Genomic DNA, 26,978 nt, shown 5'->3' on the forward strand with positions numbered 1-26,978 from the left:
TTCCTTAGCTCGTCTGGGTGCTGAATTGCCGTGTCAGCGCCACGTCGGGGAACCAGCGGCCCTCCGGCAGGGTGGCGGTCAACCGGTCGATGGCAAGCGCGATGGCCAGGTTGGTGCCCGGCGCGAACGTCGACACCCACTGGCCGTCGGCCGCACGCTCCGGGCTGACCAGGATGCGCCCCGCGGTGCTGTCGACGATTCCGACACCCACCTCCGATGTGGCGTGCCTGCCGTCACGGCGCGCCCCGGCGACGATCTCGACATAGCTGCGCGGTCCGCTGTACACCGCTTCCACCGCCGGCCGCGCTGCGGCCGGGACGCCGAGAAAGTCCAACAACTCAACGACTTTCGCGCCTGCCCTCAATTGCTCGTCGGCGCGAGCGCCCACCCGCGCCGGCAGCGCGAACTCGGGAAAGCTAGCCGGCCGTCGTCCGCTCAGGCCGGCGGCCACGATCGGCACCAGCGCCAGCGGATGGTCGACGGCCATCGCGGTGAACGTGACCAGCTGCGCGTTGCGCAGCGCGACCACGGTGTCGTCGCCCCGGCGGCCGACGAAGCCGCGCAAGACGTCGGCAGTTGAGGGCCCGACGAAGCGCAGCTCCAGCCACTGTTCGCAGTAACAGACCGTCCGGATCCATTGCGCCACTTGAGGATTGACCGCTCCGGCTGCTGACATCACACCCAGCTTCGTGAGCGCTTCGCGTTGCGTCTGCTCGAAGCTCGCGGCTTCGCTGCGGTCGGCATACGGCGGCGTGATCCCCAGCACCCACGGAAAGCTCCCGGCTCCGATCACGTCAGCGATGAACCAGGCCTGGTCGACGGTGAGTTCGACAGCGTTAGGCGACGGCGTCACCTAACCACCCCATTTGGCGCCTTCGGCGTTGTCCCGGGCGTTCATCGACATCGTGTTCATCTCGTGGGTGGAGGCCATCGCGTGGTAGGCGCGGACCAGCTCTTCGGCCGCCTGGTTCCACTGCGTTTGCCAAGCCTGATAGCTCATGCCGGTGTCACCCTGCCAGGCCCCGGCCAGCGCGGCCTGCTCGCTGGCGATGTCGGCCGCGACTGCTCCCAATGCGCCTGCGTAGCCGTTCATTTCGCCCGCATGGGCCAGCATCGCGGGGTAGTTGTACATGATTTGTGACATCAGAGTTCCTTCCTCGGGATCGGTGTCGGCTCAGGAGCCGGTGTAGCGGCTGGCGGCGGCGGCGTCCTCGGCGACGTAGGTGCTGCTGGCGTCGGCGAGATTGGCCTGGGCGATGTCAAGCAGGGTGTTCACCTTGGCGGCGGCTTCGACGAATCGTGCATGCGCGGCCTGAAACGCCGCCGACGACTCACCGACGTGGAAGGCCTGCGCCGACATCGCGGCCTGTTCGGCCTGCGAGATGGTGCTGCGCATCAGCGCGGCCTTGGCCCCGAACACGGATTCGGAAGCCACCAGTTGGGGGATGTGAGCATCCAAGAGGCTCATTCGGTTTCCTTTCTGTCGATTTCTTCGGTGGGTTTTTCGGTGTCGTACTCCCAGGTGCTGGGCATCATCGGCATCGTCGGACCATTGCCGAACATGTCACCGGCCAGCGTGGTCAAACCGGTTGCGGCGGCGCCGGCCTTGCCCGCGGTTCCGGCGAAGCCGATGGGGCCGGCGCCGCGCTGTGACGCCGCGGCGACCGGCTGCGGGGGCGCGGGTTCGTCGCTGCCGCCATCCATGTCCATGTATTCGTCGCGGTGTCCGCGTTCCCTCAGCGCGGCGCCGCGACGCCGTCTGGCGCGCCGTTTCTCGGCCACCGACGCCGAAGCGGCCGCGGACGCCGCGGCGGGAATGTCTGCGGCCGGCGCCTTCGCGCCCGTCCTGTCGATCAGTGTCGGTCCGACACCTTCTTCCGGGTTGTCACCCCGGACGGCGTAGCCCAGGCCGTCGGCGGCTGCCGGAGCCGGCGACGACGGTGCGGCCGGCGCCGATCCGGGCGCAGGCGCGGTCGCAGGTGCTGCCCCGGGGCTCGCGACGCTGGTCGGAAGGCCGGCGGCGGCGAAGCTCGACGGCTGGTCGGCGCGCGGCGCCGACACTTGCACCGGCGGGGCGGGCGCTGCGGCCGCGGGTTCTGATTGCGGCTGCTGCGGCAGGAGTGTGTTGGCGCCCATGGCGGCGACGGCAATCAATATCGGGAGCCAGGCCGGGGAACTCAAGATCAGCGTCCACGTCGTCCACCCGACCGGTTGGAAGAAGGCTTGGTAGCCGATCGCGAACAGCAGCGGGAACCAGTTGACGAACGCTGCCGCGGGATTGGTGAGAAAGTCGCTGAGCATTCGCCGCAGCGTTCCGATCGGGTCCTGCAGGAACTTCAGGATCTCGTCCCAGCCGGGTATCGAGTTCAGATACCGGTTCAGCCAATCGGTGATGAGGTCGCTGTTGTCCAGCGACTCGCCCGCCTCGGCTGCCCGCGCGTCGGCGGCACCCTGGCCGGCGTTGGCCGCGGCGCGACCCGCCTCGCCGACGCCTGGCGCAAGCACGGCCGGGGCGGGGGTCTCAGCCGGCAGCGACATCAACGCCGTGGTGGCCAGCGCCTGGTAGGTGGTCATCGACGTCGCCGCCTGAATCCACATCCGGACGTAGTCGGCCTCGTTCAGCGCGATCGGAATCGTGTTGATGCCAAGGAAATTGGTGGCTACCAGCACGGCATGCGTGGCATGGTTGAGCGCCAGCTCGGCCAGGGTCGGCATGGTCGCCAAGGCGGTGGTGTAGGCGGCCGCAACCGTTTCGTGTTGCGCCGCGGTGGCCGCGTGGGCCGCGCTCTGCTCGGTCAGCCATGCAAGGAATGGCGCGTGCGCCGCCACGTACTGCTCTGCGGACGGTCCCTCCCAGGCGCCGCCCTGCACGTCTGCCAGGATGGCGGTCAATTCGGCTGCCGCCGCGGCGTATTCGCCACTCAACGCTTGCCACGCCGCTGCCGCTGCCAGCAGCGGCCCAGGACCCGGCCCACTGCTCAGCAGCGCCGAGTGCACCTCGGGAGGCGACGCCATCCAGATCGGAGCGGTCATCGTCCGCCGCGGGAGAGCAGGTATGAGCCCGCGGCGTGTGCGTCACCCTCGGCATAGCTCGTGCCGGAGTCCGCGACGCCCACACCCGACCGGCCGAGTTCCTCGATGCCCTGTGCGGCGACGACGCCGTGCCGGGCGCTGTGCGCCGACAAGCCGATCGCGGCTTGCAGCGAGACCGGGTCCGCGGCCGGCGGGATGACGGCGGTGGTCACCGTCGCGGCGGCGTTGTTCGCCGTCAGCAGCCGCGCGGTCAGCGCCTCGACCGCCGCCCCGGCGGCGGCGAGCCCTTCAGGGACGACTCGCAAGGTCATGACGGGTACTCCTCTCCATGAGCGTGTCCGTGAGCGTTGCCGACAGCAGGTTCGGCGACGAGCGGATTGACCAGCTGGACGTACGTCGCAATATCGCTGTAGTCCAACAACATTGCGCGTCCGGCAGGCAGCCGCGCGAACCGGTGACCGCGGATCTTTCCCCCGTCTTGGGGGTTGCCGGACAGCATGATCGTGGTGGCCTGCAGGTCGTTGAGTCGCCGCAGCAGCGGGTTGGTCATCAGCGTGTGACCCGAGCCGGTCGCGCGGGCGGTCACGATAACCCGAAGGCCGAGGTCGGCGGCCTCTGCCAGCAACCCGATCAGGCTGGTCCAGGGCCGCTGCCCGACGTACGGGCCCGCCATCGCCGGCCCGTCGGGGATCTGGTCGACGTCGTCGATGATCAGGTAATGCTTCTGCGCCGCCTGGGCTCCCGCCGACCACTCGGCGAGTTCGCGCGGGCTCAGCCCGGCAGGAGGGCGGCGCTCGGCGATCAGTGCCGACAGACCCAGCATGGCGGGCAGCACCCGGTCGATGTTGGTGGTGTACTCGTTGTCCGGGAACAGCGGCTCGTCGACGAGGTGCAGCCTGCGGTCGACGACCGTGAACGCCAGCTGGTCGGGATCGGTGTGCTCGCGCAGGGTGCGGATCACGTGCCGCAGCAACGTCGTCTTCCCCGACCTGTTGTCCCCGAACACCATCAACAGCGGGTTGGCGGCGAAGTCGAGTGCGACCGGCGACAAGTCCTGCTCTCGTTGCCCGATGACGATGCGTTCGCGGGCCGGGTACAGAGTGCCGCCGTGTGCGATCAGCTCGGCGGGGGACAGGTTGGTCGGCAGCAGCCGCACCGGCGGTGCCGACACGCCGGGATAGCGGGCGTTGATGGTGCCGATCTGGTCGAGGTCCGGTGTGGCGAACAGGAAGTGCTCTGCGGCCATGGTCAAGCCGCGGCCCGGCTGGTCGTGCGGGACGCTTTCAGCGGGCCGGCGCAACGCGCCGACGACGCGCACATTGCTGTCCTGGACGTCCTGCAGCCGCAGCTCGAGCCGCAGGCCGAGCCCGTCGCGCATGGCCAGCGGCACCTCGAGCCAGTTCGGCGTGGTGATCACCACGTGAATGCCGTACGCCAGCCCGGTGTTCACGAGTTCAGTGAGCCTGCCCAGCAAGGGGTTTCGCGTATTGAACTGGTCGGTGTTGTCCCGGCTGAACGCATAGAGGTTGTCGACGACCAGAAACACTTCGCCATAGCCGTCGTCGTAGCGGCGCCCGCGCGCCGCCCGGCCGCGCTGCCGGATGCGCAGCAGCTGTTCCAACTCGCCGAAGGTGCGCCGGATGCGCTCGTCGTCCCAGGCGGGTGCGACGCTGCCGACGTGCGCGAGGCCTTCGACGGACTCCAACAGGCCGCCGCCGTAGTCGATGCAGTAGAACGTGACGTCGCGCGGCGAATGCAGCGCGGCCGCCGACAGAATGAACGTGAGCAACGCGGTCGACTTACCCGATTTCGGGCCGCCGTGGATCACCACGTTGCCGGCGGCAGAAGCGGCGTCGAACACAAGGGGGTCGCGGCGCATGTGGAAGGGCCGGTCGATTTCGCCCAGGGGCCAACGCAATTGCTGCGGTTGCACGCCGCTGCGTGCCAGCACCGAGTCCAGCGGTATCGGCTCGTCGAGCGGCGGCAACCACAGCTGCGGCGCGTGCGGGCCGTAACGCGCAAGTTGATCGCCGATAACCGCGATCAGCTTGCGTGGCGGCTCAGCGACGACGTCATCGTCCTTGACGATCACGGTGTCCGGCTCACGCTCGACGGGACTGGCGGTGAACGCCTTGGGCTCGGTTGCCGTGTGCACGACCACAGACCGTTGGGCGCGCGGCGGCTCGTAGATGGCGTCGACGTAGGTGCTGCGGAACTTGATCGGTGCCGCACCCGGGGCGGGGACCAGGAAGCCGACGCCCTTGTGCTCTTTGCCGGACTCGATGTGGTAGGCATCCTCGACTCCGATGATCTGCCGAGAAATGCTGGGGCTGGCCACTTTCAGGCCGATCCGGTACGAGGTGTTCTTGTCGATGTCCTTGATCCTGCCGATGTCCAAGGTCTGCGACGCGAACAGGATGTGGATGCGAAACGACCGGCCTTTGCGGGCGACGAAGTCGAACAGATCGGCGTACTCGGGGTGGTCGGCCAGCATCAGGCTGAACTCGTCGGCCACCACGAACAGTGTCGGGATCGGCGGCAGTTCGTGGCCGGCGGCGATCGCGTTCTCGTACTCTGTCACCGAGCTGAATGCGCTGCCCTGAATCCGGCGCCCGGCGTCCATCAAGAGTTGTTCCCGGCGGGCGACTTCACCGCGCAGCGTGTCGGCAAAGCGATCCGCCAGAGCCTTCTTGTCGGCCATGTTGGAGATCACGGCGACAACCTGCGGGAAGTTGCGGAAGATGTCCGCGCCCGCCTCGCCCTTGAAGTCGGCGTAAATGACGATCAGCCGATCTGCGGGATGGGTTGTCAACAGCGACAACAGAATCGACATCAACGTCTGCGACTTGCCCGATCCGGTCATGCCGATCATCAGCCCGTGCGGGCCCATCCCGCCCTCGGCCTCGTCCTTGAGGTCGAAGTACAGCGGTTCACCGGATGCGGTGACACCGATCGGCACGCGCAGCTCGTCGTCGCGGCTGCGTGGCGCCCACAGCGCGGGGACGTCGAGGCGTGACGCGTCGGGAATACCGAGCAGCGTGGTGAAAGTCGCGCCGCGCGTCGCCGCGTATCTGGTGTGGACGGGATTGGAGTCCCACCGTGACAGTCGGCGCGCGAGGTGGCGGGCCTCGTCGACCGACAGGCTGTCGGCCGCGTCGACGTAGGGTTGCCAGCCGTCGCTTCCCCAGCGCTCGATGGCGCCGTCGCGTACGCGCAGCACCGGTCGTTCAGGGTCGGGGTATTGGCCCTCGTACGGCGGGGTGTCGGCCAGTTCCACCACGGTGACGCCGGCCAGGCCGCTGAGCGGCACGACCGCGTCGGCTCCGTTCGGATCGTCGACGACGATCAGCAGGTGCTTGGCGGCGTCGCCCGTGGTGGTGCCGAACGGCGGGCGATCCGCCAACGCCTCTGACAGCGCGGCGGCGAGGTCTTGCGGGCGGGTGCGCAGATAGCGCGCCGGTCCGGCGCCGTCCACCTCTCCGGGAATGTCGGTGTGTGGCAACCACTTCAGCCACGACCACATTTCGTCGTCCACTCCTGGGCCGGCCATCGCGACGCCGAGCACCGAGGGGTCGTGCCAGGTGACGGCCTGGGCAATCCATGCCCGCAGCGCGGCCCGAGCGTCGTCGCCGCCGTGCAGCGTGATGCGGGCGACCTTGCGGACGTCGATGCCGACCGGGGCGTCGCGCACCGTGCGTTGAATCTCGAGCAGTCCACGCAACGTGCTGTGCGAAACCGGCTCCAGGTCCACCTCGTCGGCGGTGTCCTTGACTCGAAGCGCGGTGTCCAGCGGCACGTCGTGGCGCCCGGCGCGCACCACGAGGAAGTCAGAGTCGTACGGGTCGCGCTCCCATTGCCGACGTGTGCCTGGAACCGCTTGCAGCGCAACAGGATCCGGGTGTGACCACTCGAGGGCCGCCCGCTGCTGGGCGGCATGCGCGCGCACGTTGTCGCGCACTACCGACAGATAGCGCAAATAGTCGGCCCGCTCGGCGTCGATCTCTTCGGTGCGGGTCTTGTTGTCGGTGCCGCGGTAGAGCGCAGTCGCGGCGAGCAGCAGCACGAACGGGAAGAACAACGTCTGGGGCGTGATCAGCCGCATGCCGGTTGCCACCAGCGCGATGATCATCCCGACGATGAGCAGCACGATGAGGTACGGCAGCACCCGCCGCAGCAGCGACGGCGGAACCTGACGCGGCAGTTCAGGCGGCGGCTCGATGGTGATGGTGCCGGTCCGTGCGGTCGGCCGCGGCAGCCGCTGCTGCGCCTCGAATATCATTCTGCTCAACGGGTCTCCTGGATCCGGCGTCCGGCCTGCGCAGCGGGCGCCAAGGCGTCGTGGGCAACCAGCGCGTCGGCACGGGACAGTGTGGGACCGACGGCGAACAGCGCCAGCACCGCCGACGGAATGGGCAGCGGCGGCGGTGTCAGCCCCAGTGCTTCGACGGTTTTCGCACCGGCTTCGGTATCCAGGCCGTAGCGCACGCCGGTGTCGGACACCCAGAACTGCGCGCCCGCTCCTGCGATCTGGACGAAGTACCCGGTGCCGCGCGGCAACGCCACCTTGTTCGCCGTTCCGCCGGCACCGGCGCTGACAAGTTCGACAGGGCGCACCGATTCGGGCAAGGGCAGCCGGGATCCGGCGAGCAGCGTGACGGCTGGCGCAGGGGTTCCCGCCGGCTGCGACCATCGCACGCACGTCACCGCGGCATCGTCGGCCTGCACCAGAGCGATCGGAGTGTCCGGATAGCGTTTGGTGTCGATCATCGTCGAGACCGGAAGCCGGGCGATTTGATCGGCATTGAGTCGCGGTGGCTGATCGAGTCCGTGAGAATCGTTGTTGCGCAACATCGCAGCCAGCACCCCGCTGACTTGTTGCAACCCGTCCGGCAACACGGCGTAGTACAACGCCGAGCCATCCGGCGCATAGGCGCTGACCACCGCACCGATCGGTGCGGGCACCGGCATCGTGAATTCCGGCGCTTGGCCTGAGTCCGGGATCGGAGGCACCGTCAGTGCCGGTGCCTCCGGGATCGCATTGAACAAACCTTCGCTGATCGGCCGCGCTGGGCGCACGCCGGCGCCGAAGCCCAGCGCGCTGGTCACCGCGGTGTCGGTCAAGTCGACCCGGCTGCGCCGCCCGTTCCACAGCAGCCAGGTGCCGTTTTCGGCGCCCACCAAAACGCCGTGCGCCGGCGGCAGGTCGCCGGCGCGGCCGTTACCGGGCTGGGGTGCTCCGGCGATCACGGTCACGCCGTCGCCGTCGCACACCGTCCAGTCGGCGTCGTGGCTGCGGTTCTGCACCATGCGTTCCGGCGCGCCCGGGATTCCGACCAGGTTCCCGCGCGGAAACCGGTCCAGCTCTTGGCTTTTCACCGGTTTGGGGTCGACCGGCTTTCCGGCGATCAGCCGCGCCGAGGCGAGATTGAGGACCGGATGCAGATTTTCGCCCACCCGCACGTACAGCGCCGACGTCGCGCGGTCGGCAAGCACGACGTCGTTGCCGGCGACACCGCCGGGCCGGATCCACGAGAAGATCAGGCAGCCGATCAACCCGGTGACCACTAGTAGCGCACCGACGCCGAGAGCCCGCGACTGGCTGCGCAACGGGTCGACCAACATCCGCGCGTCGTGCAGCGCCACCCCCGAGGCGATTCGGCGCATCACGAAGCGCCATCCGGAAACCTGATGGCGAGTAACGAATCCCCGGCGATAGGAGACGTGGTCGGGGTTCTCGTTGGCCGGGGTGCGCGACGAGAACGTGCGCCGCTGCGCGTCGCTCATGCCGCCTCGGCAAGGCCAAGACCGCGTAACAACGCCGCAATCGTCGTGCGCACGTCGTCCGCAGTGATTGTCATCAGGTCGTCGTCGGTGAACTCGTCGAGGCCCGAATTGTCGAGCCGGTGCTCGCGCTCCTCTTCGGAGCGTTCGACGACGTTGCGGACGAACCGGCCGTTGCCGGCGATGTCGATCCTTCGCCGCGGCACTCCGCGGGCGTCGGGACTTTCGGTGTTGCACAGCGTGGTGAAGACGGCCAGCATCTCGTCGACGGCGGCCGGCTCGAAGACGCTGTCGCGGTTCTTCGCCATCATCGTTGCGATTTCGACCAATTCGGCGGGGGAGTAGGACGGGAAGTCGATCGAGCGGGTGAAGCGCGACCGCAGACCCTCGTTGGTGTCGAGGAACTGGTCGAGTTCGGCGCGGTACCCCGCGACGATGACGACCAGCCGGTCGCGGTCGTTTTCCATCCGGGCCAGCAGCGTGTCGATGGCGACCAATCCGAAGTCGTTCTTGGCGCCGGTGGCCACCAGTGCGTAGGCCTCGTCGAGGAACAGCACGCAGTCGAGCGCGCTGTCGATCACTGCGTTGGTCTTGGCCTCGGTTTCACCGATGTGCTGGCCGATGAGGTCGGCGCGGTGCACTTCGCGGATGTTCTCCCGCTTCAAAAGCCCTAGGCCGCAATAGATTTTGGCCACCACGCGCGCGATGGTGGTCTTGCCCGTGCCCGGCGGCCCGGCGAACACCAAGTGGTGGGTGCGCTGCGCGACCGCCAGCCCGCGCTGTTGGCGCAGCAAGCCCATCGCGACGGAGCTTTTCAGCCGCGACACCTGGGTCTTGACCTCGTCGAGCCCGATGAACTCCCCGAGTTCGCGTTCGGCTTCGGCGAGAAGTTCAGCCTTGCGGTCGTGCGCACCTGGGTCGATGAAGTCGGCCTCGCTCGGTTCGGTCGCCGGATCCCAGGGATCGGTGCGGGCCTCGATGCGTGCGGCGGTGGTGGTGACCACGCCGTAGGTCGGGTCCGACAGCGCCTGCTCGACGTCGTGCCGCTGCGGGTGCGCGGCGTAGAGCTCGTGCAGCACGTCGTCGGCGTCCTCCGCCTGGCCGTGACCGCGCAACGCGAGCGCCTTGGCCAGCGCGCCGTCCACGGCAGCCACCTCGACGGGTCCGGCAGGGTCTTCGAGGTATGACAACGCGGGGGCGAACATGCCCAGCATCGCCAGCGAGGTGCCCAGCGCCACACGTACCGCGTGAGCGATCGTCGGGTCCAGATCGGCGTCGGTGACGACCGGGGTGAGCAGCGTGACGACGTCGGACCAGCGGGCGGCGCGATGGTTCACCGTGGCCGCCATCCACCGGGCATCGACCGACTGCGGTCGACGCTGCCGCACCTCGTCGATCAGACCCGCGGCCTGGGCGAACTCACCACGCTGAATCAATGCCGCGGCATACGCGAGCGTGAAGTCGTCGGGGGTGCTGGCGCGCAGGTGCAGGTAGAGCCCGGTGTCGTAGTTGAACCCGAGCGTGCCGGGCGCCATGTTCACCGCGCGCTGGAGGCGACCGGCAGTGTCGCTGGTGCGCCAGATCGCCTCGAGCACATGCTCGGACGTATCGCCCGCGGCGGCCAGGCCCACCCACGCGTCGCACTGCTCGTGTGCCATCCGCGCCAGCGCGGCGAATCCTGACCGAGCTGTCGCTGGGTCGGCGGGCCGGCGCCGATCGCGGACCGGCAGGCCCAGCGCCAGGCAGCAGGTGGCGAATCGGCTGACCACCTCATCGTCGAGCCGATGGACGGCGACGTCGGACGCAGTGGTGTCCCCGCGCAACGAATCTCCTCGAATGAGCCGAATTTCGCCCAAAGTTAGCATTGCCAAACCTAACTGTCGACAGCTTCGTGAGGTTAGGCTGACTTCAGCTCAGGGTGGAGCAGGCGCACCGAGGCGCCGACGAATCCGGCGGGGGCTGCTACCAGCCCATCGGCAGCGGGTGACCTTCGGCGAAGCCGGCCGCCGACTGCACGCCGACTACGGCCAGCTCGTGCAGTTCGGCGATGGTCGACGCACCGACGTAGGTACAGGTGCTACGCACCCCGGAGGTGATGTGGTCGAGCAGGTCCTCCACGCCGCCGCGGTCGGGATCGAGGCCCATCTTCGACGTCGAGATACCCTCCTCGAACAGCGCCTTGCGGGCTCGCTCGTAGGCGCTGTCCGCGGTGGTGCGGGCGGCCACCGCACGCTTGGACGCCATGCCGTAGCTCTCCTTGTACGGCCGGTTGTCGCGGTCGTGCAGCAGATCGCCCGGGGATTCGTAGGTGCCGGCGAACCATGATCCGATCATCACGTTCGACGCGCCCGCTGCCAGCGCCAGCGCGACGTCGCGAGGATGACGCACTCCGCCGTCGGCCCACACGTACCCGCCCATTTGGGTTGCGGCAGTGGCACATTCGAGCACTGCGGAGAACTGCGGCCGGCCCACCCCGGTCATCATGCGGGTGGTGCACATCGCGCCGGGCCCCACCCCGACCTTGACGATCGTCGCTCCCGCGCCCAGCAGCTCGCGGGTGCCCTCGGCCGACACGACGTTGCCGGCCGCCACCGGCACGCCCAGGTCCAGCGACGCCACCGCCTTGACCGCGTCGATCATCCGGGTCTGGTGGCCGTGAGCGGTGTCGATCACGAGCAGGTCCACACCGGCCTCCACGAGCGCGGTGGCCTTCGCGCCGACGTCACCGTTGATCCCGATCGCCGCACCGACCCGCAGCCGGCCGGCGGCGTCGACCGCTGGGGTGTAAATGCCCGCGCGCAGCGCGCCTCGTCGCGTGAGCACCCCCGCGAGCGTGCCGTCCGGCTCAGTGAGCACCGCCACGTCGATCTGGGCGTGCTCGAGCATGTCGAACACCTGGCGCGGGTCAGTGTGCGCGGGCGCGGTGACGAAGTCGGCGACCAGCACGTCGCGCACCCGGGTGAACCGGTCGACCCCGGCGCAGACGGCGTCGGTGACCAACCCTATTGGGCGGCCTTCGAATACGACGACGGCCGCGCCGTGCGCGCGCTTGTGGATCAGCGCGCATGCGTCGGACACCGAGTCGTCCGGCTCGAGGGTGACGGGGGTGTCGGCAACGAGATCGCGGCTCTTGACGAATTCGACGGTGTGGCTAACCGCGGTGATCGGCAGATCCTGCGGGAGCACCACGATGCCGCCGCGACGGGCCACGGTCTCGGCCATTCGGCGGCCGGCCACCGCGGTCATGTTCGCCACCACGACCGGGATCGTGGTGCCCGACCCGTCGACCGTCGACAGGTCGACGTCGAACCTCGACGCGACGTCCGAGCGGTTAGGAACGATGAAGACGTCGTCGTAGGTCAGGTCGTACGAGGGCGGGTGGCCCTCCACAAAGCGCATGTGCCGAGTCTAGTGACGCCCCGTCACTCGCCGAGCAGACGCGGAATCGCACGGCAAGCCCGCGGGTGATGCGATTGCGCGTCTGCTCGCGGGGCGTCAGGCGTCGACCTCGCTGCGGTCGCCGCTCCACAGGGTGTGGAACTTGCGGCCGCGTTCGGCGTCGATGCGCTCGTAGGTGTGCGCGCCGAAGAAGTCACGCTGGGCTTGGGTGAGCGCGGCGGGCAGGCGCTCGGTGCGCAGCGCGTCGTAGTACGACAGCGCCGACGCGAAGCCCGGCACCGGGATGCCCAACTGTGTGGCGGTGCCGACGACGCGGCGCCAGCTGTCGATGCCCGCCTCGACCGCGCTGCGGAAGTACGGTGCGGCGATCAGCGTGGGAAGATCGGGGTCCTCGTCGAACGCCTCTTTGATCCGATTGAGGAATTTGGCGCGGATGATGCAGCCGCCGCGCCAGATGGTGGCCAGATCGCCTGGGGCGATGTTCCAGTCGTATTCCGCACTACCGGCCTGGATCTGGTTGAAGCCCTGGGCGTAGGCCACGATCTTCGACGCGTAAAGCGCCTGGCGCACGTCTTCGGTGAATTTGCTTGCGTCACTTGGCTTTTCACCTAGTTCGCCGGAGGCCAGCCCGACCGTCGCGGTGCGCTGGGCAACCGAGCCGGACAGCGCGCGGGCAAACACGGCTTCGGCGATGCCGGTGACCGGCACACCCAGGTCGAGCGCGGACTTGACCGTCCAGCGCCCGGTGCCCTTCTGCTCGGCCTCGTCGCGGATGACGTCCACCAGCGGGCCGCCGGTCTTGGCGTCGGTCTGGCGCAGCACCTCGGCGGTGATCTCGATCAGATAGCTGTCGAGGTCACCGGTGTTCCATTCGGCGAATACGTCGGCGATCTGCGGCGCGGAGTAGCCCAGTCCGTCGCGCAGCAGCTGGTAGGCCTCGCCGATCAGCTGCATGTCGGAGTATTCGATGCCGTTGTGCACCATCTTCACGAAGTGACCGGAGCCGTCGGGCCCGATGTGGGTGCAGCACGGCACCCCGTCGACGTGCGCGGAGATCTCCTCCAGCAGGGGGCCCAGCGACTTGTACGACTCGGCAGGGCCGCCCGGCATGATCGCCGGTCCGTTCAGCGCGCCCTCTTCGCCGCCCGAGATGCCCGCACCGACGAAATGCAGACCTCGCTGCCGCAACGCCTTCTCGCGGCGGATGGTGTCGGTGTAGAGCGCGTTGCCGCCGTCGATGATGATGTCGCCTTCCTCCATTACCTCGGCGAGCTCGTTGATCACCGCGTCCGTGGGGTCGCCGGCCTTGACCATGATCAGCACACGCCGCGGCTTTTCAAGGGCTGCAACGAATTCCGCCATCGTCTCGGTGCGGACGAAGCTTCCTTCCGAGCCGTGCTGGGCCAGCAGCGCGTCGGTCTTTGCGATCGACCGGTTGTGCAGCGCAACGGTGTAACCGTGGCGGGCGAAGTTGCGAGCGATGTTGGAACCCATGACAGCCAGCCCGGTGACGCCGATCTGAGCGGTGGGGTCTGCTTGCGGCATAGGTAGCCCTTTCGTGTGTTCGGTTGTGGCGCAGGGGTTTCGCTATGCGACGAAGAGCCGGTGCAACTCGGTCAGCCATGGCACGGCCAGCGCGACGGTCGGCACGACCAGGATCGCCGCGGCGGCCAGGTAGGCAGCTGCGGACAGCAGCACGCTGTTGCCGCGGCCGCAGAGCCGGCGCACCCGCACGACGGTGCTCGGACCGCCGGCGGCCAGCGCGCCCGACGGCGTCGGACCGGCCGCGCAGGCCACCAGCGCGCGGGCCAGCGGTGTGGGCCCAGCCGCGCGCACCGCGGCGTCGTCGGCAAGCATCTCGACCAGCAGCCGTACCGCGTCCAGCGCCCGGGCGCTGCGAACGAACCGGGGAAACGCCGCGTGGACCGCAGTGAACATCTCCAGCACCAGGTCGTGGCGGGCCCGCAGATGCGCCCGCTCGTGGCGCAGGATCGCGGTGATCTCCTTGTCGCTCAACATGTTCAAGGCACCCTTGCTGAGCACGACGCGGCTGCGCACACCGGGCAGGCAGTAGGCCATCGGCGCCGACACGTCGAGGATGCGCAGGTGACCCGCGCGCGTGGCGCCCAGCAGGTCGACCAGCATGCGGTGGTGCGCGCGCCTGCGCCGCGTGGCGATGGCGACCTGCAGCACCGCGATGACGAGCCGCGCACCGATCAGCAGCGTGACCGCGAACACCGCGAGGTAGGTCAGGCCCAGCGGCAGGCCGAGCGCGCTGATCTCACTGGAAAGTGTGGCGGTGGGCCGGCCGTCCATACCGGGAACGAACAGCCGGCTGGCGATCGCGATGCCCGCGCTGAACGCGGACAGCACCGCGGCCACCGCGATCGACTGCCACAACACGACCGCGGCCCGTGGTGCACGCATCGGCCAGGAGGCCCTGGCCAGCATCTCCGGTAGGGGGCCGGCGAGGGTCAGCGCAAGAAGGACGAAGGCCAGCGCGGACACCCGCTAAGTCTCTCTCAGCCGGAGTCCGGGCTGTCACCGGGTGCCGCATGCTTGGCCTCGAGTTCGGCCAGCGCTCGACGCAGCGCGGCGGCTTCGTCGGCGCCGACGCGTTCCACGAAGTGCACCAGCGCGGCCTCGCGGCTTCCCGAGTCGGCGGCCTGGTCGAGCGCGTCGACCATCAGGCCGGCCACCAACTCGTCGCGGCCCCTGGTCGGGGCGTAGCGGTGCGCGCGGTCGTCGCGGTGCTGGACGACGAGGTTCTTCTTCGCCAGCCGCTGCAGCACGGTCATGATCGTGGTGTAGGCGAGGTCGCGCTCAGCGGACAGTGCCTCGTGCACTTGGCGGACGGTCTGGGGTCCGGGCGACGCCCACAGATAATCCATGACCGCGCGTTCGAGATCACCCAACCGAGTCAACTTGGCCATGGTTGTTTGCTCCTCGCATCCGCAGACGGCACATCTCCTGCGGCAATAACGCAAGCCTACTACTGGCTTACTACTGAGTGTCGTATGTGACCGATCACAGTCTGCATTGACGCGGACCGGTCCAATGTGGTTAGGCTAGCCTAACTCAAGGAGGAACGCATGACGGTCCTGGTTGACGATCCGTTGATCGCCGCGATGACGACGGTCCGCCCGTTGCCGCTGCACGAATCGAGCCGGCGGCTGCGCGAACTGAACCCGATGTGCCCGCGAATGTACGGGGTGGCCGCAATGGCTGATGTCGGCCGGCGGCGGTGGTGGCCATTGGCCGCGGCGTTGAGCAGCGATCGGCTGTACACGATGTTCGCCGCCGCAGCCCGCGAGATGGACAGTCGGGCCGCCGCGTCGCAATTGGCCTCCGCGCTGGCCTACACCGTGGTGGGTCGCGTGGTGGCGCTGGTGATCCTGGAGGCGCGGGCGTGGGACCCGGGCCTGGAGAACCTGTGGGTGCATTTCGACTCAGAAGGCGAGATCGACTGGGCGGGTGTCATCGATCCGACCTTGCGCGTCGTCGCCGACGATCCCGTGGATGAAGACGGCGTGGTGCGCCTGCCGAGCCAGGCGGCACTGGCCACCTGGACCGCGCATCGCTGCCACCGCGCACTTTCGCCGCTCTTTCGTCACGTGCATGCGGTCAGCTGCGGTGCGCTGTCCGTGGCCACGATGTGGGGCATGGTCGGTTCAGCCGTGGTGACGGCAGGGGCGCAGATTCCACAACTGGCCGGCACCTGCGGCGAGATCGGAATGTGGCGCGCACAGTTGGTGCTCGACGCGTTCACCAGCTTCGGCCTCCCCGTGCGCAACGCACCACGCATCAGCTAATGGACCGCGTGGAGTGCTGAGGGCTGCAGCGACTCCCGGTCCATCCTGAACGGGGCCCCGCCGTCACTTGACGCGGGGCCCCGTCTCATCTTCAGCGCCGAGGCCGTGTAGACACTTTTGTGTGTCCACCACGCAATCACTGGAGTTCGGTAAGGGATTCGACAGCGAAATCGGCTTGACGTATCTGGACGTCACTGCCGACGAAGGCCGCGCGCGCCTCGACATCACCGACAAACTGCTACAGCCGTGGGGCATTGTTCACGGCGGCGTCTACTGTGCGGTCGTCGAAAGCCTGTCGAGCGTGTGTGGTCACGTGTGGCTGTCCGAGAACGGCGGCGGCACGGTCGTCGGCGTCAACAACAACACCGACTTCCTCCGGGCGATCGGCGGCGGCTCGGTGGAGGCGGTGGCCACCCCGATCCACCGGGGCCGCCGTCAGCAACTGTGGCAGGTGACGATCACCGACGAGAACGACCGCGTGGTGGCGCGAGGCCAGGTGCGGCTGCAGAACCTCACCGACGTCCAGCGCTAGCTGGCCGCCTCGCTCTGCACCGTCGCGGCGATCTCCTCGAGCTGCTCGATCCGGGTGCGCGCGAACGCCTGCTGCTCGGTGATGGTCAGCTGGCCGCGGTTGCGGCCGATGAACGTGACGGTCCACGACAGCAGCGTGGTGATCTTCGTCTTGAACCCGACCAGATACACCAAGTGCAACACCAGCCAGGCCAGCCACGCGATGACGCCGCCGAACTCGAGCGGGCCGATCTTGGCTACCGCGCTGTAGCGCGACACCGTCGCCATCGAGCCCTTGTCGAAGTACTGGAACGGTTCGCGCTGCGTGGGATCGGCGCCCTTGAGTTCTGACTTGATGCAGTTGGCCGCGTACTTGGCGCCCTGAATCGCACCCTGAGCCATGCCCGGGACGCCCTCGACGGCGGCCATGTCGCCGATCACGAACACGTTCGGATGACCCGGAATGGTCAAGTCGGGCAACACCTTGACGCGTCCGGCGCGGTCGAGTTCGACGGGCGTCTGGTCCGCCAGCTGCTTTCCCAGCGGGCTGGCCGAGACGCCGGCCGACCACACCTTGCACGCCGACTCGATACGACGAGTGGTGCCGTCGGAATCCTTGACGGTCAAGCCGTTTCGGTCGACGTTGGTGACCATCGCGTTCAGCTGGATTTCGACGCCCATCTTCTCCAGCCGCTCGGCGGCCTTGCGCCCCAGCTTCTCACCCATCGGCGGCAGCACGGCAGGCGCGGCGTCGAGAAGGATGACCCGGGCTTTCGTCGAGTCGATGTTGCGGAACGTGCCCTTGAGCGTGTGGTCGGCCAATTCGGCGATCTGCCCGGCCATTTCGACACCGGTCGGGCCGGCGCCGACGACGGTGAACGTCAGCAGCTTGTCGCGCCGCGCCGGATCACTCGAGCGCTCGGCCTGCTCGAACGCCGACAGGATCCGCGCTCGCAGCTCCAGCGCGTCGTCGATGGTCTTCATACCGGGTGCGAACTCGGCGAAATGGTCGTTGCCGAAATACGATTGGCCCGCTCCGGCGGCGATCACCAGCGTGTCGTACGGCGTGACGTAGGTGTGGCCGAGCAGCTCGGAGGTCACCTTGCGGTTGGCCACGTCGATCGCAGTGACATCACCGAGAAGCACCTGAGCATTCTTCTGCCGCCGCAGGATCACCCGAGTGGCCGGAGCGATCTCACCTTCCGAGATGATGCCGGTGGCAACCTGATACAGCAGCGGCTGGAACAGGTGGTGGGTGGTGCGGGCGATCATCTTGATGTCGACGTCGGCGCGCTTGAGCGCTTTGGTCACGGTGAGCCCACCGAAGCCGGACCCGATCACGACGACCTGATGCCGACGTCTCGGTTCGGCCGTGGCCGGGGACTGCGCGCTCATGGTGGCTCCTCGACAGCGGGGATCTGCGGACTAGCTCCACGGTAGTCGGCCGACACCGCACAGCTGCGGGGTGTACCCAGTGGGATTCGCCACCCGCCGCGCTTTGCTGCCGTCAGCTCACCAGCGGCTTGAGCGCCTCCCCGAGCTTCGCGACCACGCCGGGGGAGTAGACCGCCAGGTTGACGATCACGCCGGTCAGACCGGCGTCGAGCACCTTGGTCTTGATCTGCTCCGCGATCGAGTCGGCGCTGCCGACCACCATGCGCTGATTCATCTCCGGTGGGACTTGCTCGGCCGACGCGTTGTCGTCGACCAGCGCGGTCACCAGCATGCTGGTCTCCAGCGTCGCCGGGTCACGGCCGACTTCGTCGCAGCGCTGCTCGAGCGCGGCCAGCTTGCCCGGCAGCTCGTCGAACCCACCGATGATGTTGAGGTGGTCGAAATGCTGCGCGGCCAACCGGAACGTCTTCTTCTCGCCCCGCCCGCCGATCAACAGTGGAATACGCTCGCGCAGACGGGGATTCGCGAAGGCGTCCTTGGTGTGATACCACGCGCCGTCGAACGTCGACCGCTCGCCTTTGATCATCGGCACAATGATCTGCAGGGCCTCTTCGAGACGGTTGAACCGATCGGTGAAGGTGCCGAACTCGAACCCCAGGCTGTCGTGCTCGAGCTCGAACCAGCCGGTGCCGATGCCCAGCACGGCGCGGCCGGCGCTGACGACGTCCAGCGTGGTGATGATCTTGGCGAGCAGCGCGGGGTTGCGGTAAGTGTTGCCGGTGACAAGCGTGCCGAGTTGGACGTTGTCGGTCGCAGTCGCCAGGGCCCCGAGGGCGGTGTACGCCTCCAGCATCGGCTGGTCGGGACTGCCGAGCATCGGCAGTTGGTAGAAGTGGTCCATGAGCATCACCGCGTCGAAACCGCTTTGGTCCGCTTCTTGCGCCTGACGGATCACCGTCGGGAACAACTCCGAGACCGGTGTGCCGTACGAGAAGTTGGGAATCTGGTAGCCGAGTCGAATCGTCACGGATTCGACAGTAACCCCGCGCGCGGGATCAGCCCCAGTGCGCGAACGCCCCGTGGCTGGCGTGCAGCGTCTGGCCGGTGATGTGCCGCGCGGCAGGCGTCGTCAAAAACAAAGCGACACGGGCGATTTCGCTGTCCGCACTGGCCGGCACCCCGGTCGACAGACCGTCATAACCGGCCTGGGCGCCCCGACCGGACGCCACGGTGTTGATCGTGATGCCGCGGGTTCCGAAGAATTCGGCCTGGCCAGCCGTCCAGTCGGACAGCGCCGCCTTGACGGCCGCCTCTGGGGTGCCCTCGCGGGGACTGCCGGCGACCACGTTGACGATCGACCCGCCCGAACGCAGATGGTCGCCGATCGCGCTGACCATGAGCACAGCCGCGAGGACGGTGGCGTCGAGGTTGTGGCGCCATGCGGCTGCGCGCTCGGTCAGTGAGTAGGTGCGAGGGTCACCCGGGTCGAACGGAAGCGCGGGCACGTTGACGATCGTGTCGAGATGGTGGGGCAGCAGCGGCACGGCCTCGGCGAGGCTGGCCGGGTCGGTGCAGTCGCACACCACGGCGTCGACGTCGAGCTCCTTGGCGGCCACTTCGAGCTCATCGCGGCGAGCGCCGGTGATGACCACCCGGTGCCCGGCGTCGCGGAAACCTTCGGCGACCGTGCGGCCGAGGTCGGTGTCGCCGCCGGTGACAAGCACCTCCATCGCAAGCCTCCTGTCGGCGGAATGTTGTCCGGACCGATGTTACTGGACGGTAGCTACCGGCTGTAATCAGGCGCGCCGGGTTGCAACTGTCTAGGGTCTGATTCGTGACCCGGCCGGTCGGGCTGCCGCGATGGCTCTACATTCCCGCAGTCGCAGGCGTGGTATTCGTCGGCCTCCCGCTGGTCGCGATGGCCGTCAAGGTGGATTGGCCCCACTTCGCCGGGCTGGTCGGCAGCCCGCCGTCGCGTACTGCGCTGCTGCTGAGCTTGCGCACGGCCGCCGCCAGCACGGCGTTATGCCTGGTGCTGGGCGTGCCGATGGCGCTGGTGCTGGCCCGCAGCGAAGGCCGCCTGGTGCGGTTGGTGCGGCCGCTGGTTCTGTTGCCGCTGGTGCTTCCGCCGGTGGTGGGCGGCATCGCGCTGCTGTATGCGTTCGGCCGGCTCGGACTACTCGGGCGCTATCTCGATGCGGCCGGTGTCCATGTTGCGTTCACTACGACCGCGGTGGTGCTGGCCCAGACGTTCGTGTCGCTGCCGTTTCTGGTGATCGCGCTGGAAGGTGCTGCGCGCAGCGCGGGCGGGCGGTACGAGGACGTGGCCGCGACACTCGGGGCGCGGCCCACGACGGTGTGGTGGCGGGTGACGCTGCCGCTCCTGGCGCCCGGGCTGGTTTCCGGGGCGGTGCTCGCGTTTGCGCGGTCGCTGGGCGAGTTCGGCGCGACGCTGACGTTCGCCGGTTCGCGTCCTGGAGTGACGCGAACCCTTCCGCTCGAGATCTATCTGGAACGCGAGGCCGACGCCGACGCGGCTGTGGCGCTGTCGATGCTGCTCGTCGGGGTGGCGGCCGTGGTGGTGGTCGCGGTCGGCGCCCGCCGGCTGCGCGCGGGGGAGCCGTACCGATGACCGGGGTAACGGTGCACGCTCGGGTCGCGCGGCGGGCCGTGGATGTGTCGTTCGAGGTGGCGGCCGGTGAAGTGGTCGCGCTGATCGGCCCGAACGGCGCCGGCAAGTCGACCGTGCTGCATGTGATCGCCGGGCTGCTGCGCCCGGACACCGGCCATGTGCGATCGGGCGGACGCGTGCTCACCGACACCCCATCCCGTGCGTTCGTGCCCGCCCACGCCCGCCGCATCAGCATGCTGCTGCAGGATGCGCTTCTGTTTCCGCACCTGTCTGTCCTCGACAACGTCGCGTTCGGACCGCGCACGCGGCGACGCGGACGTGCCGCGGCGCGCCGGGTGGCACGGCAATGGCTTTCTCAGGTCGACGCCGCCACGCTTGCCGAGCGCGCGCCACGCGAACTGTCCGGCGGGCAGGCGCAGCGAGTGGCTCTGGCACGGGCGCTGGCCGCGGAGCCCGACGTGCTGCTGCTCGACGAGCCGCTCGCCGGCCTGGACGTGGCTGCGGCCGCCGACGTCCGGGGGGTGCTGCGGTCGGTGCTGGCCCGCGACGGCCGGGCCGCGATCCTGGTCACCCACGACCTCGTCGACATCCTGACCCTTGCCGACCGGGTGCTGGTGATGGACGCGGGCCGCATCGTGGAGTCCGCCGACACTGCGCACGTACTGGCCGCCCCGCGAAGCGGCTTCGCCGCGCGGATCGCCGGGGTGAACCTGGTCAACGGCACGGTAGGCGACGACGGTGCCCTGCGGGCCGCGAACGGCAGCCGCTGGTTCGCCGCCGCCCACCGGCTGCCTCCGGGCACCCGTGCCGTGGCGGTCTTTCGCCCGTCGTCGGTCGCGGTGTTCCGCGACACCCCGCGCGGCAGCCCACGCAACGCGGTGACCGTGACGGTTGCGCAGCTGGAGGCGATCGGCGCCGGCGTCAGGGTGCGCGCCGCAGAGCAGACAGACGGGGCACCCGGCCTAGCGGCCGACGTGACGGCCGAAGCCGCAGCCGAGATGCGCCTGGTCGCCGGTGAGCGGGTCCAGTTCGCGGTCAAGGCTCACGAAGTGGCGATTCATCCCGCCTGAGAACTGTTTAATACTCTCACCACACACTTGCGTCACGGCGGTAACACGGTAATTTCGTCGTCATGAAAAAGCCGGAGGGGAAATCTCAACGTACGGGGCTTCGCAGGGTGCTGACCACGACGGCGATCGCCGGTTCGATGGCCTTGACGCTGCCGATGGCGGCGGCCTACGCCGATCCGCCGCCACCGTCTCCTGACAATCCGTCACCGAGCGCGCAGGCCCCCGCTCCGGCACAGGGCGACCCGGGCGCGCAGGCTCCCGCGCCGGCGGAGCCGAATCCGGGTGCCCCGGCCCCTGCGGAACCGAACCCAGGCGCTCCCGCGCCGGCTCCTGGCGACCAGAATGCTCCGTCGCCGGGAGGGAACACGCCGCCCGCGCCGGCTCCCGAGGCCAACCGCGTCGACGTGGCGGCCGGCGGCTTCAGCTACGTGCCGCCAGCAGGCTGGACCCCCGGAGACGCGTCGCGGATCAGCTACGGCCAGGCCGTGCTGCTGAAGACTCCGGCGCAGGGCCAGCCCGCTCCCACCGACACGAGCATCCTTCTCGGCAAGCTCGACCTGCGGCTCTTCGCGGGCGCCGAACAGGACAACCAGAAGGCCGCGATCCGGTTGGCCTCCGATATGGGCGAGTTCTACATGCCGTTCCCCGGCCAGCGAATCCACCAGGAGCAGATTCCGCTCGACGCCGCCGGTGTGCCCGGCTACGCCGCCTACTACGAGGTTGACTTCACCGATCCGAACAAGCCGAACGGCCAGATCTGGGCCGCGGCACTCGGCAACACCGCGCCGCGCCAAGGCACTCAATCAGCCCAGAACAACCGTTGGTTCGTGGTGTGGCTCGGCTCGGCCAACAACCCGATCGACAAGGCGGCCGCCAAGGCGCTCGCCGAGTCGATCCGGCCGTACACTCCGCCGCCGGCAGCGCCGGCGCCCGCTGAGCCGGGCTCTCCGGCCACGCCGGGAACACCGCCCGGCCCCAACGGCGCACAGCCCGGCGCCAACACGGCCCCGCCTGCCGGAAACCAAGCTCCCCCTGCCGGAAACCAAGCACCGCCGGCGGGTCCGCAGGTCGGGGTGCCCGTGCCGGTGAACCCGGACCAGGCGCCGGGAATGCTGCCGCCGAGCTAAGTCGCGGTCCACGGGCTGGATTCCGACGTGCGCATAGCCGCCGTCTCACCGTGACCGGGCGGCGTCGGTGAGCAGCTAGCTACGTCGCGATTACCTCGCCGGAAACATTGGAAAACAGTGGCTCGCCACCATGGCGGCCATGGGCAGTCCCGCTCCTCGCGTCTGCGGCGAGGCCGATTCATCGCCGACGGTCACGCGTACTGCTTGTTCGTATTGCGGCGTCGGATGTGGGATGGAGGTGCACACCAGCCTCGACGCGGCCTCGAATCGGCGTGTGATTGCTCGGGTTTGCGGCGACAAGCTGCATCCGGCGAATTTCGGCAGGCTCTGTACGAAGGGTGCCACGCATGCCGAGGTGATGCGCGCCACCGAGACTCGGCTGACCACCGCGATGACGCGCAGCCGCCGCGACGCGGAGCCCGCTGCCATACCGCTGGACCAAGCGATCGCCGACGCCGCCATGCGGTTGCGCACGATCATCGACGAGCATGGACCCGACGCGGTCGCGTTCTACGTCTCGGGTCAGATGTCGCTGGAGGCGCAATATCTCGCGACCAAGCTGGCCAAGGGCTTCATCCGGACCGCGTACATGGAGTCGAACTCTCGGCTGTGCATGGCCAGCGCTGGCACCGGCTACAAGCAGTCCCTGGGTGCCGACGGACCGCCCGGCTCCTACGACGATTTCGACAACGCCGACCTGTTCTTCGTCATCGGCTCCAACATGGCCGACTGCCATCCGATTCTGTTCCTGCGCATGGCCGAACGGCTCAACGCCGGCGCGAAACTCATCGTCGTCGATCCGCGCCGCACGGCCACAGCCGAACGCGCCGATCTCTTCCTTCACATCAAGCCGGGCACAGATCTGGCGCTGCTCAACGGGATTCTGCACCTTCTTGTCGAAAACTGCGCCGTCGACGCGGATTTCATCGCCGAGCACACCGAAGGCTGGGACGCGATGCCGGAGTTCCTCGCCGACTATCCGCCCGAGCGGGTGGCCGCCGTCACCGGCGTTGCCGTCGACGATATCCGCCGCGCGGCAGAGATGATCGCCGCCGCAGGCGACTGGATGAGCTGCTGGACGGTCGGGCTGAACCAGAGCACCCATGGCACCTGGAGCACCAATGCGATTTGCAACTTGCATCTGGCCACCGGTGCGATCTGCCGGCCCGGCAGCGGGCCGTTCTCGCTTACCGGCCAGCCGAATGCGATGGGTGGCCGCGAGATGGGCTACATGGGCCCGGGGTTACCGGGTCAGCGCTCGGTGTTGTCCGCAGCCGACCGCGCATTCGTCGAACAGCGCTGGGGTCTGCCCGCTGACACGATCCGCGCCGAAAGCGGTTGCGGAACGATCGACATGTTCGCGCGGATGGCGGCAGGGCAGATCAAGGCCTGCTGGATCATCGCCACCAATCCGGTCGCGTCGATCGCCAACCGCGACACCGTCATCGCGGGCCTGCAGGCTGCCGAACTGGTGATCACCCAGGACGCCTACCGCGACACCGCCACCAACCGCTACGCCGACGTCATGCTGCCGGCGTCGCTGTGGGCGGAAGCCGATGCGGTGATGGTGAATTCGGAACGAACGATGACGCTGCTGCGCCGGTCGGTGCCGCCCTGCGGTGATGCACGGCCCGACTGGCAGCTGATCTGCCTCATGGCTCAGGCGCTCGGGTACGGGCACGCGTTCGACTACGTGAGCAGCGAGCAGATTTTCGACGAGATCAAGCAGTTTTCCAATCCCGGCACGGGTTACGACCTCCGCGGCGCCAGCTACCGTCGGCTCGAAAGCGGCCCGCTGCAATGGCCATGCCCGCCCGATGACGACAATCCGCGCCACCCGATTCGGTACCTCAACGACGGCATCAGCCAACCGCTACACGTCACCGAGGATGGCCGGCGTCCGCGGTTGGCGTTCCCCACCGCCAGCAGACGGGCAAGGTTCTTGCCGCGGCCGCACCTGCAGCCGGCTGAAATGCCTGACGACTCTTTCCCTTTTGTGCTCAACACCGGCCGTGTGCAACACCAGTGGCACACGATGACCAAGACCGGCACGGTGGCGAAGCTGAACAAGCTGAATGGCGCGCCGTTCGTCGAAGTGCATCCCGAGGACGCCGAGGCGCTCGGGATAGTCGACGGTGCGCCGACGCAGATTCGTTCCCGTCGCGGAAGGGCGGTGCTGCCCGCGGTCGTGACCGACCGGGTCAGGCGCGGCACGTGTTTCGCACCGTTCCACTGGAACGACGAGCAAGGTGAGAACCTCACCGTCAACGCCGTCACCAACGACGCCGTGGACCCCGATTCGCTGCAGCCCGAATTCAAAGCATGCGCCGTCGCATTGACGCCGGTGGACGCGCCCGCCGCCGACATGCATCCGGTCGGCGTCACACTGGGACTCGACCGGGAGCCCCCGCCGGCGCTTACTGAGCTCGAATTACAGTATCTGGCAGGCTTTTTCAGCACACTGCCGCATTCACTGCCCGAGGCGCCGGTACTGCCGGAGTCAGCACCGGTGCGCCAGGTGGTGCGGGCACGTGTCGACGGCATGCTCGCCGGGGCGTACCACACGCGCGGGCATGATGCGACTGCTCGTGGGCCGCTGGTGCTGTGGGCGTCGCAAACCGGCACCGCCGAGGAGGTCGCCGCGCAACTGGCCCGGAGACTCGACAGCGCGGGACGGCCCGCCCGGCTGGTGAACATGGACGACTGCCATCTCTCCGATTTGGCCGACACAACTGAGTTACTCGTCGTGACAAGCACTTTCGGCGATGGCGGACCACCCGACAACGGGGCTGACTTCTGGCACCGGCTCGGCGCCGCCGACGCGCCGTCCCTGGCGGGTCTGAAGTACGCCGTGCTGGGCATCGGCGACCGCGCATACGCGGACTTCTGCGGCCACGCCCGCTCCATCGACGCGCGGCTGGCCGACCTGGGCGCCACCCCGGTGCTCGAACGCGCGGAGCTCGAGGCCCACGACGAGGAGCCGATGGCTCAGTGGGCCGAGCAGGTGACCACGCTGCTCGGGGCGCCGGTAGCCGAACCGAGCGCTCCGCCACGCCCCGAAAGACGCCCGGCCGGGCCGTTTTCGCGGACCAGCCCGATTGCGGCACCCCTCAGCCGCAACGTCACTTTGACCTCGGTGGCTGCCGGAAAGGAGGTCCGCCAGCTCGGATTCGACATCTCCGAGCATGACGTCACCTACGCGGTGGGGGATTCGCTCGGCGTATATGCGTCGAACAGCGAGCAGACGGTAACGAGGTGGCTGGCCGTCACCGGACTCAGCGGCGATGAGCCCGTCGTCGTCGACGGCGCGGAATGCGCGCTGCGCGACGCCCTGACGTCGCACTACGACATCTGCCGGGTCACGCCCGGTCTGCTCGCCTTCCTGGCCGAGCGTTCCATTGAGTCCAAGGCACTGAAGCGCTTGCGTACTAACCCTTCTCAGTTCGAACGTTGGCTGGTGGGGCGCAATGCAATCGATCTGGTCGAGCAATTCCCGGTAGTCGCCGACGCCGAGCAGTGGCAGAGCGCGCTGGTCCGCTTGACCCCGCGGTCGTATTCGATCTGCAGCAGCCCGCTGGTCGATCCGCACGAGGTGCAACTCACCGTGTCCGTGGTGCGCTACCGCGGGCCCGACGGCGTCGAACGCGGGGGAGTGTGCTCGACGTACCTTGCGGACCGCGTGAATGCGCCGGTCCCGATTTTCCTTCAGCACTCTCCGCACTTCCGGCCTCCCGAGGAGCCGGGCACGCCGATCATCATGATCGGCCCCGGCACGGGGATCGCGCCGTTCCGCGCGTTTCTGCACGAGCGGCGTGCGCTCGGAGATCGCGGCCGCAACTGGTTGTTCTTCGGTGACCGGCACGCCGCGCACAACTTCTACTACCGCGATGAACTTCTCGACATGTTCAGCGACGGCTTTCTGAGCCGGCTCGACCTGGCTTTCTCACGCGACCAAGCCGAGCGGGTGTACGTCCAGCACCGCATGATCGAGAAAGGTGCCGAACTGTGGGCGTGGCTGCAGGACGGTGCGCATGTGTACGTCTGCGGAGACGCCACCCGAATGGCCAGAGACGTCGACGCCGCGCTCACCAAGATCGTCAAGGTTCACGGCCGTCTGACCGACGAGCAAGCCCACGATTACAAACGCGAGCTGGTCGCCGCGAAGCGCTATCTGCGCGACGTGTACTGACGGCGCACGCCGCCGAACCGCGCCACGATA

21 protein-coding genes are annotated in these 26,978 nt (G+C 68.4%); 6 read left to right on the plus strand and 15 right to left on the minus strand.

The annotated features are described in order from the left end of the window. Window positions 1-4 precede the first annotated feature (4 nt). From AC5Y4C_RS11110 to AC5Y4C_RS11165, 12 genes are all read right to left on the minus strand, one after another. Window positions 5-853, minus strand: a complete 849-nt coding sequence (locus AC5Y4C_RS11110) for an ESX secretion-associated protein EspG (protein ID WP_499962869.1) — start codon at window positions 851-853, stop codon at window positions 5-7. Further along, window positions 854-1,144: a WXG100 family type VII secretion target gene (locus AC5Y4C_RS11115; RefSeq protein ID WP_499949198.1), complete on the minus strand. Its 291-nt coding sequence runs from the start codon at window positions 1,142-1,144 to the stop codon at window positions 854-856. 30 nt (window positions 1,145-1,174) lie between these two features. After that, complete coding sequence (locus AC5Y4C_RS11120) at window positions 1,175-1,468, minus strand: type VII secretion protein EsxS (RefSeq protein ID WP_499949200.1); 294 nt, start codon at window positions 1,466-1,468, stop codon at window positions 1,175-1,177. Beyond that, window positions 1,465-3,033, minus strand: a complete 1,569-nt coding sequence (locus AC5Y4C_RS11125; RefSeq protein WP_499962867.1) for a PPE domain-containing protein — start codon at window positions 3,031-3,033, stop codon at window positions 1,465-1,467. The genes AC5Y4C_RS11120 and AC5Y4C_RS11125 overlap by 4 nt, the downstream gene beginning before the upstream one ends. Beyond that, window positions 3,030-3,344 (minus strand): PE family protein, encoded by a 315-nt coding sequence (locus tag AC5Y4C_RS11130; protein ID WP_499962865.1) that lies wholly within the window; start codon window positions 3,342-3,344, stop codon window positions 3,030-3,032. Before AC5Y4C_RS11130 ends, AC5Y4C_RS11125 begins: the two co-directional genes overlap by 4 nt. Beyond that, window positions 3,341-7,321, minus strand: coding sequence for a type VII secretion protein EccCa (gene eccCa, locus AC5Y4C_RS11135; protein ID WP_499962863.1), 3,981 nt, complete (start codon window positions 7,319-7,321; stop codon window positions 3,341-3,343). Before eccCa ends, AC5Y4C_RS11130 begins: the two co-directional genes overlap by 4 nt. Continuing rightward, on the minus strand, window positions 7,318-8,817 hold the full coding sequence (gene eccB / locus AC5Y4C_RS11140) for a type VII secretion protein EccB (RefSeq protein ID WP_499949210.1): 1,500 nt from the start codon (window positions 8,815-8,817) through the stop codon (window positions 7,318-7,320). The genes eccCa and eccB overlap by 4 nt, the downstream gene beginning before the upstream one ends. Further along, window positions 8,814-10,637, minus strand: coding sequence for a type VII secretion AAA-ATPase EccA (gene eccA / locus AC5Y4C_RS11145; protein ID WP_500008392.1), 1,824 nt, complete (start codon window positions 10,635-10,637; stop codon window positions 8,814-8,816). Before eccA ends, eccB begins: the two co-directional genes overlap by 4 nt. A gap of 139 nt (window positions 10,638-10,776) precedes the next feature. Further along, complete coding sequence (locus AC5Y4C_RS11150; protein WP_499908431.1) at window positions 10,777-12,213, minus strand: GuaB1 family IMP dehydrogenase-related protein; 1,437 nt, start codon at window positions 12,211-12,213, stop codon at window positions 10,777-10,779. Window positions 12,214-12,309: 96 nt separating this feature from the next. Next, on the minus strand, window positions 12,310-13,758 hold the full coding sequence (gnd, locus tag AC5Y4C_RS11155; RefSeq protein ID WP_499908429.1) for an NADP-dependent phosphogluconate dehydrogenase: 1,449 nt from the start codon (window positions 13,756-13,758) through the stop codon (window positions 12,310-12,312). A gap of 42 nt (window positions 13,759-13,800) precedes the next feature. Continuing rightward, window positions 13,801-14,721, minus strand: coding sequence for a M48 family metalloprotease (locus AC5Y4C_RS11160; RefSeq protein ID WP_499962860.1), 921 nt, complete (start codon window positions 14,719-14,721; stop codon window positions 13,801-13,803). Between the two features lie 14 nt (window positions 14,722-14,735). Then, window positions 14,736-15,146 (minus strand): BlaI/MecI/CopY family transcriptional regulator, encoded by a 411-nt coding sequence (locus AC5Y4C_RS11165; protein WP_499908424.1) that lies wholly within the window; start codon window positions 15,144-15,146, stop codon window positions 14,736-14,738. Window positions 15,147-15,305: 159 nt separating this feature from the next. On the opposite strand from AC5Y4C_RS11165, the gene AC5Y4C_RS11170 reads away from it, so the two are divergent. Both AC5Y4C_RS11170 and AC5Y4C_RS11175 read left to right on the plus strand, forming a co-directional pair. After that, window positions 15,306-16,025, plus strand: coding sequence for an iron reductase (locus tag AC5Y4C_RS11170; RefSeq protein WP_499962858.1), 720 nt, complete (start codon window positions 15,306-15,308; stop codon window positions 16,023-16,025). Window positions 16,026-16,146: 121 nt separating this feature from the next. After that, window positions 16,147-16,557 carry a PaaI family thioesterase gene (locus AC5Y4C_RS11175; protein WP_499962856.1) on the plus strand — a complete coding sequence of 137 codons (411 nt, stop codon included), beginning with the start codon at window positions 16,147-16,149 and terminating at the stop codon, window positions 16,555-16,557. On the opposite strand, the gene AC5Y4C_RS11180 is transcribed toward AC5Y4C_RS11175, so the two are convergent. The 3 genes from AC5Y4C_RS11180 to AC5Y4C_RS11190 form a co-directional block, all read right to left on the minus strand. Then, the gene (locus AC5Y4C_RS11180; protein WP_499908418.1) at window positions 16,554-17,930 is read right to left on the minus strand and encodes an NAD(P)/FAD-dependent oxidoreductase; all 1,377 of its coding nucleotides are present in this window, start codon (window positions 17,928-17,930) and stop codon (window positions 16,554-16,556) included. The genes AC5Y4C_RS11175 and AC5Y4C_RS11180 overlap by 4 nt on opposite strands. A 112-nt stretch (window positions 17,931-18,042) precedes the next feature. Beyond that, window positions 18,043-18,957, minus strand: a complete 915-nt coding sequence (locus AC5Y4C_RS11185; protein WP_499962854.1) for an LLM class F420-dependent oxidoreductase — start codon at window positions 18,955-18,957, stop codon at window positions 18,043-18,045. Between the two features lie 28 nt (window positions 18,958-18,985). Next, complete coding sequence (locus tag AC5Y4C_RS11190) at window positions 18,986-19,660, minus strand: SDR family oxidoreductase (protein ID WP_499962852.1); 675 nt, start codon at window positions 19,658-19,660, stop codon at window positions 18,986-18,988. 104 nt (window positions 19,661-19,764) lie between these two features. On the opposite strand from AC5Y4C_RS11190, the gene AC5Y4C_RS11195 reads away from it, so the two are divergent. The 4 genes from AC5Y4C_RS11195 (at window position 19,765) to AC5Y4C_RS11210 (ending at window position 26,948) form a co-directional block, all read left to right on the plus strand. Next, complete coding sequence (locus tag AC5Y4C_RS11195) at window positions 19,765-20,562, plus strand: ABC transporter permease (RefSeq protein ID WP_499908412.1); 798 nt, start codon at window positions 19,765-19,767, stop codon at window positions 20,560-20,562. Continuing rightward, the gene (locus AC5Y4C_RS11200; protein ID WP_499962850.1) at window positions 20,559-21,632 is read left to right on the plus strand and encodes a sulfate/molybdate ABC transporter ATP-binding protein; all 1,074 of its coding nucleotides are present in this window, start codon (window positions 20,559-20,561) and stop codon (window positions 21,630-21,632) included. The genes AC5Y4C_RS11195 and AC5Y4C_RS11200 overlap by 4 nt, the downstream gene beginning before the upstream one ends. A gap of 62 nt (window positions 21,633-21,694) precedes the next feature. Continuing rightward, on the plus strand, window positions 21,695-22,759 hold the full coding sequence (locus AC5Y4C_RS11205) for an APA family fibronectin-binding glycoprotein (protein WP_499962848.1): 1,065 nt from the start codon (window positions 21,695-21,697) through the stop codon (window positions 22,757-22,759). Between the two features lie 139 nt (window positions 22,760-22,898). Beyond that, a complete protein-coding gene (locus tag AC5Y4C_RS11210; protein ID WP_499962846.1) occupies window positions 22,899-26,948 on the plus strand; it encodes a bifunctional nitrate reductase/sulfite reductase flavoprotein subunit alpha in 4,050 nt (1,349 codons plus the stop codon). The last annotated feature ends 30 nt before the right edge of the window (window positions 26,949-26,978 follow it).

The sequence above is a fragment of the Mycobacterium sp. NGS35 genome, from assembly GCF_059812855.1.